The 13347-nt window shown below is 74.4% G+C and carries 12 protein-coding genes and 2 pseudogenes; 7 read left to right on the forward strand and 7 right to left on the reverse strand.

Annotated features, from left to right (window positions below):
• Nucleotides 1–44: 44 nt before the first annotated feature.
• Together AQJ58_RS45580 and AQJ58_RS38525 are read right to left on the reverse strand one after the other, a co-directional pair.
• Nucleotides 45–176, reverse strand: coding sequence for a hypothetical protein (locus AQJ58_RS45580; protein WP_267892128.1), 132 nt, complete (start codon nt 174–176; stop codon nt 45–47).
• Nucleotides 177–242: 66 nt separating this feature from the next.
• Nucleotides 243–1478, reverse strand: a complete 1236-nt coding sequence (locus tag AQJ58_RS38525) for an MFS transporter (protein ID WP_067259074.1) — start codon at nt 1476–1478, stop codon at nt 243–245.
• A 247-nt stretch (nt 1479–1725) separates the two neighbouring features.
• On the opposite strand from AQJ58_RS38525, the gene dhaK reads away from it, so the two are divergent.
• Genes dhaK through AQJ58_RS38540 form a run of 3 tightly spaced genes read left to right on the forward strand, consistent with a single transcriptional unit; the run spans nt 1726 to nt 3757 of the window.
• Nucleotides 1726–2718, forward strand: coding sequence for a dihydroxyacetone kinase subunit DhaK (dhaK, locus tag AQJ58_RS38530; RefSeq protein ID WP_067259075.1), 993 nt, complete (start codon nt 1726–1728; stop codon nt 2716–2718).
• Between the two features lie 11 nt (nt 2719–2729).
• Nucleotides 2730–3329: a dihydroxyacetone kinase subunit DhaL gene (gene dhaL / locus AQJ58_RS38535; RefSeq protein ID WP_067259077.1), complete on the forward strand. Its 600-nt coding sequence runs from the start codon at nt 2730–2732 to the stop codon at nt 3327–3329.
• 17 nt (nt 3330–3346) lie between these two features.
• Nucleotides 3347–3757, forward strand: a complete 411-nt coding sequence (locus AQJ58_RS38540) for a PTS-dependent dihydroxyacetone kinase phosphotransferase subunit DhaM (RefSeq protein ID WP_067259175.1) — start codon at nt 3347–3349, stop codon at nt 3755–3757.
• Between the two features lie 72 nt (nt 3758–3829).
• Here the strand turns inward: AQJ58_RS38540 and AQJ58_RS43655 are convergent, their stop codons facing one another.
• Nucleotides 3830–3994, reverse strand: coding sequence for a hypothetical protein (locus AQJ58_RS43655; protein WP_159056397.1), 165 nt, complete (start codon nt 3992–3994; stop codon nt 3830–3832).
• A 311-nt stretch (nt 3995–4305) separates the two neighbouring features.
• Nucleotides 4306–5007 (reverse strand): annotated as a pseudogene (locus tag AQJ58_RS38545) (glycoside hydrolase family 75 protein); the annotation flags it as partial.
• A 295-nt stretch (nt 5008–5302) separates the two neighbouring features.
• Between AQJ58_RS38545 and AQJ58_RS38550 the strand changes: the two are divergent.
• Nucleotides 5303–6250, forward strand: a pseudogene (locus AQJ58_RS38550) (fibronectin type III domain-containing protein).
• A gap of 205 nt (nt 6251–6455) precedes the next feature.
• Nucleotides 6456–6998, forward strand: coding sequence for a hypothetical protein (locus tag AQJ58_RS38555; protein ID WP_067259079.1), 543 nt, complete (start codon nt 6456–6458; stop codon nt 6996–6998).
• A 5-nt stretch (nt 6999–7003) separates the two neighbouring features.
• Here AQJ58_RS38555 and AQJ58_RS38560 read toward each other — a convergent pair whose 3' ends face one another.
• From AQJ58_RS38560 to AQJ58_RS38570, 3 genes are all read right to left on the reverse strand, one after another.
• On the reverse strand, nt 7004–7558 hold the full coding sequence (locus tag AQJ58_RS38560) for a PadR family transcriptional regulator (RefSeq protein ID WP_067259080.1): 555 nt from the start codon (nt 7556–7558) through the stop codon (nt 7004–7006).
• A 31-nt stretch (nt 7559–7589) separates the two neighbouring features.
• Nucleotides 7590–9605, reverse strand: coding sequence for an NADPH-dependent 2,4-dienoyl-CoA reductase (locus AQJ58_RS38565; protein WP_067259081.1), 2016 nt, complete (start codon nt 9603–9605; stop codon nt 7590–7592).
• A gap of 100 nt (nt 9606–9705) precedes the next feature.
• The gene (locus AQJ58_RS38570; protein WP_067259083.1) at nt 9706–10074 is read right to left on the reverse strand and encodes a hypothetical protein; all 369 of its coding nucleotides are present in this window, start codon (nt 10072–10074) and stop codon (nt 9706–9708) included.
• A 293-nt stretch (nt 10075–10367) separates the two neighbouring features.
• On the opposite strand from AQJ58_RS38570, the gene AQJ58_RS38575 reads away from it, so the two are divergent.
• Together AQJ58_RS38575 and AQJ58_RS38580 are read left to right on the forward strand one after the other, a co-directional pair.
• Nucleotides 10368–12431: a SpoIIE family protein phosphatase gene (locus AQJ58_RS38575; protein WP_067259085.1), complete on the forward strand. Its 2064-nt coding sequence runs from the start codon at nt 10368–10370 to the stop codon at nt 12429–12431.
• Nucleotides 12432–12570: 139 nt separating this feature from the next.
• Nucleotides 12571–13290, forward strand: a complete 720-nt coding sequence (locus tag AQJ58_RS38580; protein WP_067259086.1) for a hypothetical protein — start codon at nt 12571–12573, stop codon at nt 13288–13290.
• Nucleotides 13291–13347 lie beyond the last annotated feature (57 nt).

Below are 13347 nucleotides of genomic sequence, written 5' to 3' on the forward strand. Positions count from 1 at the left end.
CGTCGCCGTCGTGCTCCTCCGCCTCGGGGAGTGAGCCCGGCCGGTCAGCGGGTGGCCGCGGCGAGCAATTCCTCGACGCGGCGCGCGGGCAGCGGCACGGCGGGAGTCCCGAAGAACCAGCGCTGTCCGTCCTCCGGGCTGAGGCCTTCGGGCCGGGGCGCCAGGTACGGCTGCAAGGCCTTCGGCGCGCCCAGCCCGACCGCCGGCCGCCTCCCTGAAGGCACAGGCCCGCCCGCGGCCGGTCAGGAGCCGGTGTGCTCCGGGGTCTCCCGGTGTCCGGTCCCGGTCGCCGCGTCCGCGGTCCGGCGTGCGGACGTGTCGACGGCCGGGGCCAGGAAGGCGGCGCAGACGACGCAGGCGAGGACGACGAGCATGGCCGGGCGCAGACCGAGATGATCGCCGAGGAAGCCCAGGCCGGGCGGGCCGACGAGGAAGGCGACATAGCCGATGACGGCCACCAGACTCACCCGGGCCGTCTCGTCGGGACCGGACTCCCCGGCCGCGGAGAGCGCCAGGGGGAAGCCGAGCGAGGCGCCCAGTCCCCAGAACAGCACGGCGGCTCCGGCGAGGACCGGGCTGTCGGAGACGATGACGATCAGCAGACCGAGCGCGCCGGACGCCGCGCTGGCGCGGACCACGGTGGTCCGGCCGAAGCGGTCGAGGACGTACGTGCCGGTGAAGCGGCCCACCGTCATCGCGGCGGCGAACCCGGCGTAGACGAGGGAGCCCCCGGTGGCGTCCATGCCGTGTCCGTCGACCATCAGCAGCGGCAGCCAGTCGTTGGCCGAACCCTCGGCCAACGCCATGGCCAGCACGATCGCGCCGATGAGGAGGAGTCTGCCGTCCTTCCACACCGCGGGGTGCGGCCCCTCGACGCCGCCCTCCCGCGGTACCTCGGGCACGACCCGGCCGGTGCCCGCCGGGATGGCGCGCGCGGCGTACAGCAGCAGCCCCGCGGCGAGCAGGACGACCGCCGCGAGGTGCCGGTGCACCGGTACCCCGGCCGCCGTCGCCGCCATCCCGGCGGCGGCCCCGAACACCGTGCCCAGGCTGAAGCAGCCGTGCAGCGCCGGCAGGGTGGTCCTGCCACTGATCCGCTCGACGTCGGTGCCGTCGACGTTCACGGCCACGTCCGAGCCGCCCAGGCCGGCACCGAAGAGACACAGGCCCGCGGTGACCCCGGCGACCGACGAGGCGAGTGCGCCCGCGCAGATCACGGCCATCCCCGCGATGAGCAGCCAGGTCCCCCAGACGATGACGGGCCGGGTCCCGAACCGGGACACCAGCCGCCCCGAGAGGCTGATCCCGGCCATCGAGCCGAGCGACAGCCCGAACAGCACCAGCCCCATCCGGGCCGTGGACACCTCCAGCCGGTCCCGGATCGCGGGCGTGCGGGTCACCCACGAGGACATGGTGATGCCCGCGATCAGGAAGGCCAGGAAGAGCGACCTACGGCGGCGGCGCACGGCCTTGTCCATGAGGCTGCTCCTTGGGGCTGCTGGGGCTGCTCCTCCGGAGGAGCGGGAACGGCTGCCTCGAGGCCGCGTACGGCACCCGCTCGACCAGGAGAATGTACCTGCTTGTACACGACAACGGGGAAGCGCTTTCCGGATCGACCGGAACCTCTCCCGTGCCCCCCGGACCGCCGCCCACGTGACCTTCACCGCCGCAAGGTCGATAATTCCCTCGGAGGACCAGACCTGCTCGTGTCAGTAGGAGGTACCCATGAAGATGTTGATCAATGTGCCGGAGACCGTGGTCGCGGACGCGCTGCGCGGGATGGCGGCCGCCCATCCCGAGCTGACCGTCGACGTGGAGAACCGGGTGGTCGTACGGCGGGACGCCCCGGTGGCCGGGAAGGTCGGACTCGTGTCCGGCGGCGGGTCCGGGCACGAGCCGTTGCACGGGGGGTTCGTCGGACCCGGCATGCTCTCCGCGGCCTGTCCCGGGGAGGTGTTCACCTCCCCGGTGCCCGACCAGATGCTGCGCGCGGCGGCCGCCGTGAACAGCGGCGCGGGCGTGCTGTTCATCGTCAAGAACTACACCGGCGACGTGCTCAACTTCGACATGGCGGCCGAGCTCGCCGAGGACGAGGGCATCCAGATCGCCAAGGTGCTGGTAAACGACGACGTGGCCGTCACCGACAGTCTGTACACGGCGGGGCGCCGCGGTACCGGCGCGACGCTGTTCGTGGAGAAGATCGCGGGGGCCGCCGCCGACGAGGGACAGCCGCTGGAGCGGGTCGAGTCCATCGCCCGCCAGGTGAACGAGAACTCCCGCAGTTTCGGTGTCGCGCTCAGCGCGTGCACCACGCCCGCCAAGGGCAGCCCGACCTTCGACCTGCCGGCCGGCGAGTTGGAGCTGGGCATCGGCATCCACGGCGAACCGGGCCGGGAGCGGCGGGCGATGATGACGTCCGGGGAGATCGCCGACTTCGCCGTCCAGGCCCTCCTGGACGACATGCCCCCGCGCAACCCCGTCCTCGTACTGGTCAACGGCATGGGTGCCACTCCGCTGCTGGAACTGTACGGCTTCAACGCGGAGGTGCAGCGGGCGCTGACCCAGCGCGGGGTGGCCGTCGCCCGGACACTCGTCGGCAACTACGTGACCTCCCTCGACATGGCCGGCGCCTCGGTGACGGTCTGCCAGATCGACGAGGAACTGCTGCGCCTGTGGGACGCGCCGGTGAGCACACCGGGCCTGCGCTGGGGCATGTGAGGGGAGATCCTGTGCTCGACGCCGACTTCTTCCGCCGTTGGATGACGGCGACCGCCGCGTCCGTCCACCGCGAGGCGGAACGGCTCACCGCTCTCGACTCCCCCATCGGGGACGCCGACCACGGCAGCAACCTCCAGCGCGGGTTCACCGCGGTGACCGCCGCGCTGGCGAAGGAGGAGCCGGACACGCCGGGCGCTGTCCTCGTCCTCGCAGGACGGCAGCTCATCTCCACCGTCGGGGGCGCGTCGGGCCCGCTGTACGGCACCCTGCTGCGCCGGACCGGCAAGGCGCTCGGGGACGCGGCCGAGGTGAGCGAGGCCGAGCTCGCCGACGCGCTGCGGGCGGGTGTGGACGCCGTGATGCAGCTCGGGGGCGCCGCCCCGGGCGACAAGACGATGATCGACGCCCTGGTGCCGGCGGTCGCCGCCCTCGGGGACGGGTTCGGCGCCGCCGGCACCGCCGCCGAGCGGGGCGCCGAGGCGACGACCCCCCTCCAGGCCCGCAAGGGACGGGCCAGCTACCTCGGGGAGCGCAGCATCGGGCACCAGGACCCGGGGGCCACCTCGTCCGCCCTGCTGATCGCGGCGCTCGCCGAGGCCGACGGGAAGTGAACGGAAGTGAGGCGACGGTGAGCGACGAGAAGCTGGTCGGGATCGTGCTGGTCTCACACAGCGCGGCGGTGGCGAACGCCGTGGCCGAGCTGGCGAAGGGCCTCGCGGGCGGCGGCGCGACCGTCCCCGTCGCGGCGGCGGGCGGTACCGAGGGCGGCGGGCTGGGCACGAGCGCGGAGCTGGTGGCCGCCGCGGCCGCCTCCGTCGACCGGGGCGCCGGTGTCGCCCTCCTCACCGACCTGGGCAGCGCCGTGCTCACGGTCAAGGCGCTGCTCGCCGAGGGGGACGAACTCCCGGCCTCCGCCCGCCTGGTGGACGCCCCGTTCGTCGAGGGCGCGGTGGCCGCGGTGGTCACGGCGGCGACGGGAGCCGACCTCGACGCGGTCACGGCGGCGGCCTCCGAGGCGTACGCCTACCGCAAGGAGTGACGCGGCCGCGCCCCCGGCCGGGGGCGCCGCCTCGCCGTCCGACCGCTCGCAGCTCGGCGGCTGCGCGACCGCTCACCTCAGTGCCTCTCCTACGACGGTGCGGGCGGCGCGGACGCCCCGGGACGGCTCGGTCCGGGCCACCGCCGCGTCCGGGACGGTGCCGGCGGCGAGCCGGGCGTGCCGCTCCACGGCGGCACGCAGGGCCGCGTCCAACATCGCCGGCCGCGGGACAGCCACTTCGTCACGTCACCGTGGGCCGGCTCGCCGAGGCGGAGGAGCAGGCCGCCGCGCCCGCCCCACTACCCCTCCCCCGTGTCGTCTCCGGTGTCCTCTCCGGCGTCCTCTCCCGTCTCCTCGTCCGGCCCGGCCTCGGTGGCCTCCGGGACCGCGTCGGGGTCCTCGGCCCCCTCGGCACCCTGGTCGTCCCGCGCCGTCCGGGTGTCCGGGCCGGCCTCGGGCCGTCGGTCCTCACGGGCCGTCGGACCTTCGCCCGCCGGGGCATCCGGGGGCCGGGCCTGAGCCGCCCCCGGCCCCGGGGCCGCCCGGCCGGCGGCCCCGACGAACGAACGCGCCAGCCGTTCACCGGTCACCACGGCGGACTCGTGGCTCTCGATCGGGGTGGCGCGGGAGTCCCGGAAGACGATGTAGGTGACTCCGGAGGGGGTGCCGCCGCCGTGCGGGTCGGGGCGGATGCCCAGGGCCGCGGCGGTGGCGTAGGACGCCTCGCCGATGATGTCGGGCGGGCCCACGTCGCCGACGACCGCGTACTGGACCCGGTCGCGGTAGACGACCGCCGCCACCGCGCCTCCGCGCACCCCGTGATCGCGGGGGTTCCACCGGTCGCTCGCCTGGGGCACCACGATGTACGGCAGGGTCTCGGCGCTGAGGTAGCGGCCGTCGGACTGGGTGTACGCGGTGGTGTCGGAGAACAGCGGGTCGGTCCCGCTGTTGCAGTGCGCTCCTGGACGTCCGTCGCAGTCGATGTCCATGTCGGCCGTCCAGAACACCGCCTCGCGGGTGCCGCAGACCGGCACGGTGGCGGGCATCCCGTCGTCCGTGCGGTAGCGGCCCCGGGACACGGCGGCGCAGTCGCGTACCCGGGCCAGCAGGTCGGCGGCGCGGACGGCGCCCTCCTGGCGTATCCCGGGTGCACCCGGGCTGCCCCGGTCGTGGCGGGCGGCGACGGAGCCGGTGGTCGGGGCCAGCAGGACGAGGCCGGCCGCGGCCAGGGTCAGCGACTGGGCGCGCACGTTGGGGGACCCTCTCGTGGGACGGTGACGGACACTCAGCCCAATCTGGTGGGAGCGGCCCGCGGGGGCCATTCCGAGGGGGCCGTACGGTGCACCCTTCTGACGGCCCGACAGGGGCGGGGGGCCGGTCGGCCTCTCGGCTCCGGCCCCCCGGCCCGCTGCGCCGGCGCGGGATCAGCGACGACAGCGGTCCGCGCCACCGGCCGGAACTCTGGCTCGCTGAAGGAGAGTTCGGGCCGGGAGAAGGATCAGCATACGTAGGCGTCGGTGACGGGAGGTAGCCGGGCGCCGTGTGATGCTCTGCGGGCTGGCGCTGGCCGTCTCGTGCGGGTGCTCGGCCGGCGGCGGGGAGGGGGAGCGGCCCCCGGGCGCCCCGGCAGGGGTGACCGCGCGGGCCGGGAGCGCGACGAGTGTGCACGTCATGGGGAACGCGGTCGTCGCCGATCCGCCGGTCGACGTCTACGAGGTCTACCGGGGCGCGGCGAAGGTCGCCGACGTACCCGGCACCGCGCACATGCTGGACGTCGTCCGGCTCGCGCCCGCCACCTCCTACGTCTTCACGGTGCGGGCCCGCGACGGTCGGGGCCGGCTCAGTCCGCCCAGCCGGCGGGTGCGGGCGACGACCCCTGCGGCGTCCGCGGCGGACACCTCGGCGCCGACCGGCCGGGGCGGGTCACCGGCCGGCCCGCCGGGAGCCGCGCGGTCCAGCTGTCCTGGTCCGCGTCGACGGACGACCGGAAGGTGGTGTCGTACGACGTCTACCAGGGCGGTGCTCGGATCCACAGTGTCGGCGGGGGCCAGACGGCGACCGTCGTCACCGGGCTGCGGCCGGGCACCGCGTACACGTTCACCGTCCGGGCCCGGGACGCCGAAGACCATCTGTCCCCGGCCGGCCCCGGCCGTCCGCGTGTCGACGCCGGCCGGGGCCGGCGGGACAGCGGGTACGGCGCCTTCCGGCTTCCGCGCCACGGCCCACCGCGCGGCCGACGGGGCGTACTACCTCGACCTGCCCTGGGTGGCACCCCCGACGGACGGCGTGGTCACGGAGTACGGGATCCGGCTCGACGGCTCGACGGTCACGTCGCCGGTGTGGGGCGGGACGCCCCCGCGCGGCAGGGCGGCGTACAGCTTCTACCTGGGACGGGAGAAGGGGGTCACGCACCGGGTGCGGCTGCGGGCGCGGCTGCCTGACGGGACGTGGGGGGCGTACTCGGCGGAGCGGACGGTGACCACCGGCGGGTGAGCGGCGGGTGGGAGGTGCGGGGCCTCGGGCCGTGCGGGCGGGGCCCGCCTCCTGGGCCGTCCGAAGGAATCCGTCACCTGCCCGGATGCGGTCCGGGTGCGGGCCGCTGCGGCGGCACATTGGCTGCCCCTGAGGCAGCACGGGCGTACCCGACCCTCGGCGGCGCAAGGGATGTACCGCCAACCGTGCCGCCGGAGGGCATCCGATGCGCACTTCCCGTCTTCTTCTCCGCTCGGGACCGGCCGTGGCAGCCGCCGCCGTGCTGCCGCTCGTCCTGACCGCACATCCGGCGGCCGCGGTCTCCGGCATCTCCGTGAGCACGACCGGCTCCACGGTGTCGGTGGTGACCAGTGCCTGCACCCAGATCAACGGCAGCTGGGGCACCGCGGCGCTGCTGGGCAGTGGCCAGGCGAGCTTCGCCCAGGGCCGCCAGGTGGCGCTGTCGGGGACGACCGTCAGCCAGTCCGCCGCCTGGTCGGGCGTCTCCCCCGGCACCTACACCGTGGTCGTCATGTGCTCCAACGGGACCACCGCGGGCACCCAGTCCGTGATCGTGTCGGCCCCGTCCACCCCGACGATCTCCGCCACGGCGTCCGCCTCGCCGTCGCGGGGCGTCATGGGCGGACTCGGCGGCGCGGCCCGGGACGTCGGTCCGGTGACGATGGGGGTGGGCGGCGCGCTGGTGGGCGTCGGGGTGATCGCGGCGGCCTGGTTCCTGCGCCGCCGCTCGAAGCCGTACCGCCTGTAGCCGCCTCACCGCCCCTGAGAGGTGTCCCCTCCGAGCGGCAGGTTCTCCAGTGCCTCGCCGAGCCACTGGATCCAGAAGGTCTCCAGCTCGATGCCCGCGCGCAGGACCAGGTGGTGGAGCCTGGCCTGCGCACTGTCGTCACCGGGCGGGAAGTCGCGCTTCTCGATCTCCTCGTACTCGGCGAGCTGGCTCCGGTGCAGCTCCCGGTGGCGGCGCAGGTCGTCCTCCAGACCCGCGGTGCCGACGACGGCCGCGGCCCGCAGCCGGAGCAGGAGCGCGTCGCGGTGCGGCTTGGGGTCCTGCGACGCGGCCGTCCACCGCGCGAGTTCCGCGCGGCCCGCGGGCAGGACCTCGTAGGCCTTCTTCTGCCCCCGGGCCGGCTGTGCGGCGGGCAGGGCGCGGATATGGCCCTCGGCCTCCAGTTTTCCCAGCTCGCGGTAGATCTGCTGGTGCGTCGCCGACCAGAAGTACCCGATCGACTTGTCGAACCGGCGGGTCAGATCCAGCCCCGAGGACGGCTTCTCGAGCAGGGCGGTGAGGATCGCGTGCGGGAGTGACATGACGTCATCCTAGGGAGGGGTCGGCAGGGGCCTAGAGTGCCGCAGCCAGCTCGGTGCCCTGCTGGATGGCGCGCTTGGCGTCGAGTTCGGCGGCCACGTCGGCGCCGCCGATGAGGTGGGCCTTCGTGCCGGCGGCGAGCAGGGCCTCGTAGAGGTCGCGGCGCGGGTCCTGGCCGGTGCACAGCACGACCGTGTCGACCTCCAGGACCGTGCTCTCGTCACCGACGGTGATGTGCAGGCCGGCGTCGTCGATGCGGTCGTACCGCACGCCCGGGACCGTGGTGACGCCCCGGTGCCTGAGCTCGGTGCGGTGGATCCAGCCGGTGGTCTTGCCGAGACCGGCGCCGACCTTGCCGGTCTTGCGCTGGAGGAGGTGGACCGTGCGCGGCGGGGCGGGCCGCTCGGGGGCGGCAAGGCCACCGGGGGCCGCGTAGTCCATGTCGACGCCCCACTGGCGGAAGTACACCGCCGGGTCCTCGCTCGCCCCGTCGCCGCCGTCGGTGAGGAACTCGGCGACGTCGAAGCCGATGCCGCCCGCGCCGAGGATCGCCACGCGGTCGCCGACGGGCGCGCCGTCGCGCAGGACGTCGAGGTAGCCGACGACGCTGGGGTGGTCGACGCCCGGGATGTCGGGGACGCGCGGGGTGACGCCGGTGGCGACGACGACCTCGTCGTAGCCCGTCAGGTCGCCCGCCGCGACGAGGGTGCCGAGGCGGACGTCCACACCGTGCGTGTCGAGCTGGTGGCGGAAGTAGCGCAGCGTCTCGTCGAACTCCTGCTTGCCGGGGACCTTGCGGGCCACGTTGAGCTGCCCGCCGATCTCGTCCGCCGCGTCGAACAGCGTGACGTCGTGGCCGCGTTCGGCCGCCGACACCGCGCAGGCGAGGCCGGCCGGTCCGGCGCCGACGACCGCGACGCGCTTGCGCAGCCGGGTCGGGGAGAGGACGAGCTCGGTCTCGTGGCAGGCGCGCGGATTGACCAGGCAGGAGGTGATGCGGCCGCTGAACGTGTGGTCCAGGCAGGCCTGGTTGCAGCCGATGCAGGTGTTGATGGCCTCCGGGGTGCCGGCCGCGGCCTTGTTCACGAAGTCGGGGTCGGCGAGCATCGGCCGGGCCATGGAGATCATGTCGGCGCGGCCTTCGGCGAGCAACTGCTCGGCGAGTTCAGGGGTGTTGATGCGGTTGGTGGTGACGAGCGGGATGTTCACCGCGCCCATCAGCCGCTGTGTCACCCAGGTGTAGGCGCCGCGCGGCACGGAGGTCGCGATGGTGGGGATCCGGGCCTCGTGCCAGCCGATGCCGGTGTTGATGAGGGTCGCGCCGGCCTCCTCGACGGCCTTCGCGAGGGTGACCACCTCGTCCAGGGTGGAACCGCCGGGCACCAGGTCCAGCATCGACAGCCGGTAGACGACGATGAAGTCCTCGCCGACCGCCTCGCGCACCCGGCGCACGATCTCCACGGGGAAGCGCATGCGGTTCTCGTACGAGCCGCCCCAGCGGTCGGTGCGGTGGTTGGTCGGGGCGGCGATGAACTCGTTGATGAGGTAGCCCTCGGAGCCCATGATCTCGACGCCGTCGTAGCCGGCCCGCCGGGCGAGGCGGGCGGCACGGGCGTAGTCGTCGATGGTGCGCTCGACCTCGGCGTCGGTGAGCTCACGCGGCGGGAAGGGACTGATGGGGGCCTGGAGCGGGCTCGGCGCGACCAGGTCCCGGTGGTGGGCGTAGCGGCCGAAGTGCAGGATCTGCATCGCGATCCGGCCGCCCTCGCGGTGCACGGCCTCGGTGATCGCGCGGTGCTGCTCGGCCTCCTCCTCGGTGGTGAGCTTGGCGCCGCCCTCGTACGGGCGCCCCGCGTCGTTGGGGGCGATGCCGCCGGTGACGATCAGGCCCACTCCGCCGCGGGCCCGGGCGGCGTAGAACTCCGCCATGCGCTCGAAGCCGCGGTCGGCCTCCTCCAGGCCGACGTGCATCGAGCCCATCAGGACGCGGTTGGGCAGCGTGGTGAAGCCCAGGTCGAGCGGGCTCAGCAGATGGGGGTAACGGCTCATGGCGGCCTCCGTGCGCGGCGGTGTTCGCCTCCAGTTGTAGAGGACCGCGCACGGTTTATGCAACTAGTTGCAAAACAAGATCAGGGGTGACCTGCGCCACTCACCTGCTCTCCAGGAGGACGTGCAGTTCGCGCTCCTGGTCCCCGGAGGCCGAGGCGAGGTCGCGTACCGAGAACATCGAGTCGAGGGTGGAGCGCAGGCGCTCGATCGCCCAGTAGCCCCCCTGCGCGTCGGCCTCGACGGAGGCCGAGAGCCGGGCGGGCGGCGGGCACTCGTGGGCCTCGGTGACCTCGAAGGTGCCCAGCCACACCATCGGACGGGTCTCGTGAAGCTGCTGCGGCACCTCGTCGGGGCCGCGGTCGGACTCGAAGCAGGCGCAGAGGGTGTCGAAGACGATCCGCGCGTCCTCCTTGCTGCATCCGCTGATCTCGAGGGAGACGGGCTCCTCGTGCGGTCGGGCACGGTCCATCACGATCGCTCCTCTCGTGGGGTGGCGCGGTGGGGCGGGTTCCCCGCGCACCGCTGCACAACCCCAGAAAAGCACCACTTTCCGGGCGGTACCAGCGAGGCGGGCGACACCACGATCACGCGCGGGATGCCGGTTCGGCGATCCTCCGGTACACGGACGGACCCGGTCCGGCCTTGAGGCGAACGGCGTCCGTCCGCGTACTGGAGGAGCATGGAGGGATTGAGCGCGGTGGAACAGGGGGAGTCGGCACGCGGGACAGGGTGCCTCGGCGACGAGCGGAGGCGGTGCGTGGCATGAGCGCGGCAGCCGGAGCGTCCACGGCCGCGGGCGGCGCCCCGGCCCTGCCCAGCGGACTGCTGGACGTGCTGAACGTGGCCTCGGTGGTGCTCGACACCCAGGGACGGGTCGTCCTGTGGAGCCCGCAGGCCGAAGAGCTGTTCGGCTACACGGCGGACGAGGCGCTGGGGCGGTACGCGGCCAAGGTCATGATCCACGAACGCCATGTCGACCTGGTCGTCAAGCTGTTCGCCGACGTCATGGTGACCGGACAGAGCTGGGCCGGGGCGTTCCCCGTGCGCCGCAAGGACGGCTCCACCCGGATGGTGGAGTTCCGCAACATGCGGCTGGTCAACGACCAGGGCACCGTCTACGCCCTGGGGCTCGCCGCGGACCAGTCGACGGTGCGCCGCCTGGAGCGGGACGTGGCGCTGTCCACGCGCATGGTCAACCAGTCCCCCATCGGCCTGGCCGTGGTCGACCCGGACCTGCGGTTCGTCTCGGTGAATCCGGCGCTGGCGGGGATCATCGGCCTGCCTCCCGAGGAGCACCTCGGGCGCCGGATCCGCGAGGTGCTTCCCTCGATGGAGGCGGACGCGCTGGAGGCGGCGGTGCGCGACGTGCTGCGGACCGGGGAGCCGCTCGTCGACCGGTCCACGGTCGGCCGGACCCGCGCCGACCCGGACCGCGACCACGCCTGGTCCGTCTCGCTGTACCGGCTGGAGGACTCGCGCGGCACCGTGCTGGGCGTGGCGGCCTCGGTGGTCGACGTCTCCGACCAGTACCGGGCGGGCGTGGAGGCGGAGGCGGCGCGGCGCCGGCTCGCGCTGATCGCCGACGCCTCGGCCCGCATCGGCACCACCCTGGACCTGGAGCGCACCGCCCGCGAGCTGGCCGAGGTCGCCGTGCCGGAACTGGCGGACGTGGCCTCGGTGGACCTGTTGGACGACGTGGTGGCCGGCCGCCCCTTCGGTCCGCACCACGCCGAGGCGGCCGCCGTCCGCCCCCTGGCGGTCCGGGCCGTCGACGCACCCGAGGCCCTGCGCGCCGCCGACCCGGCCGGACAGGTGGTCCGCTACGCCCCCGGCCAGCTCGTCACGGAGTGCGTGCGCACCGGGCAGCCGGTCATGATCGCGCGGGTCGGGGAGGCCGACCTGGCCCGGATCGCGCCCTCCGCCGAGGCCGCCGGGCTGCTGGCCCGGGCCGGGGTGCACTCCTGTCTGGCCGTCCCGCTGATCGCCCGCGGCGAGGTGCTCGGCGCGCTGGACCTCAAGCGGATCCACAACCCGCTGCCGTTCGGCCGGGACGACCTGCTGCTCGCCCGGGAACTGGCGGCCCGCGCGGCCGTGCAGATCGACAACGCCCGCTGGTACCAGCACGCCCGGAGCACCGCGCTCACTCTCCAGCGGAGCCTGCTGCCCAGCCATCCGCCGGTCACCGGCGGCCTGGAGGTCTCCTCGCGCTACCAGCCGGCGGGCGCCACCACCGAGGTCGGCGGGGACTGGTTCGACGTCATCCCGCTCGAGGAGGGCAAGACCGCGCTGGTCGTCGGCGACGTCATGGGCAGCGGCATCGACGCCGCCGCGACCATGGGCCGGCTGCGCACCGCGACCACCACCCTGGCCTCGCTCGATCTCGACCCCGCGGTGCTCCTGGAGCACCTCGACCGGATCACCCAGGGGCTGGACCACTCCATCGCCACCTGTGTGTACGCCGTCCACGACCCCCGGCAGCGCCGCTGCCGCATCGCCAACGCCGGGCATCTGCCGCCGGTCCGGGTGCGCCCGGGGATGCCACCGGAGCTGCTGGAACTGCCCACGGGCGCGCCGCTGGGCGTGGGCGGCGTGGCCTTCGCCACGACCGAGGTCGCGTTCGCGCCCGGCGACCAGCTGGTGCTGTACACCGACGGGCTGGTGGAGACCCGGGTGCACTCCCTGGACGAGCGCCTGGACGCGCTGCTCGCCCTCCTCGACGATCCCCGGCGCCCGCTGGAGGAGCTCTGCGACCATCTGCTGACCGAGCTGCACCATCCCGACAACCACGACGACGTCGCACTTCTCGTGGCGCGGGCCCGCGACTGAGGCGCCTCCGGGAGCCGGTCGGCCCGATTCACAGGGATTTGTTACCGCTTCCTTATCGGGCTGATCCGACAATCACAGTGAGGAGTGCCAGCTGTTTCCCGCCGCGCCCGCCGACCGGGCCGAGGAAAGGTGAGCCGTGATGCAGGAGCATGAGCAGCCGGAAGAGGTCGAGGTGCTCTCGGGGCCGGGTGGCGAGGAGCGCGAGCCGGGGTCGCCGGGCGCCCGCGCGTGGCGCCGGTCGGCGCGCGGACGGGCGGTGATCGCGGCCACGGCGGTCGCGGTGCTGGCCCTCGGCGGCACGGTCGCCTACGCGGCGACCTCGGGCGGCTCGTCCGGCTCCCCCTCGGCGTCCCCGTCGGCCCCGGCGTCGTCGTCGCCCTCGGAGGGACCGGGCGGCGGGCACGGGCGTGGCGGACCGTGGTCGGGCTTCTGGTTCGGCGGTGACGCGGCGCACGGCGAGGCGACCGTGAAGGACCGTGACACCGGCAAGTGGGTGGTACACGTCTGGCAGCGCGGGACGGTCGAGAAGGTGGACGGCGACCGGGTGACGGTGAAGAGCGAGGACGGCACCTCGTGGACCTGGACGGTCGGCGCGGACGCCGCCGTGCACACCGGCGGCACGTCCGACTCCGGGGCGTCGGCGCTGAAGAAGGGCGACACGGTGGTCGTCGTCGGCTCCCGCTCGGGCGACACCTACACGGCGGCCCGGGTCGTCTCCGGCGATTTCTCCGGCTTCCGCGGCCGCGGCCCGGACCGGGACGACGGCCACGACGGCCACGACGGCTTCCGGCACGGCCCGTGGAACCACGGGGGCGACGACACCTCCCCCGGCCCCACGGGCAGCCGCGCCGCCACCTGACCCGGCGCCCACCCGGACGGGGCGGGCAGGTCGCACCACCACCTGAGCCGACCCCGC

The sequence above is a fragment of the Streptomyces sp. DSM 15324 genome (assembly GCF_001514285.1).
In the GTDB taxonomy this organism is placed as follows: domain Bacteria; phylum Actinomycetota; class Actinomycetes; order Streptomycetales; family Streptomycetaceae; genus Streptomyces.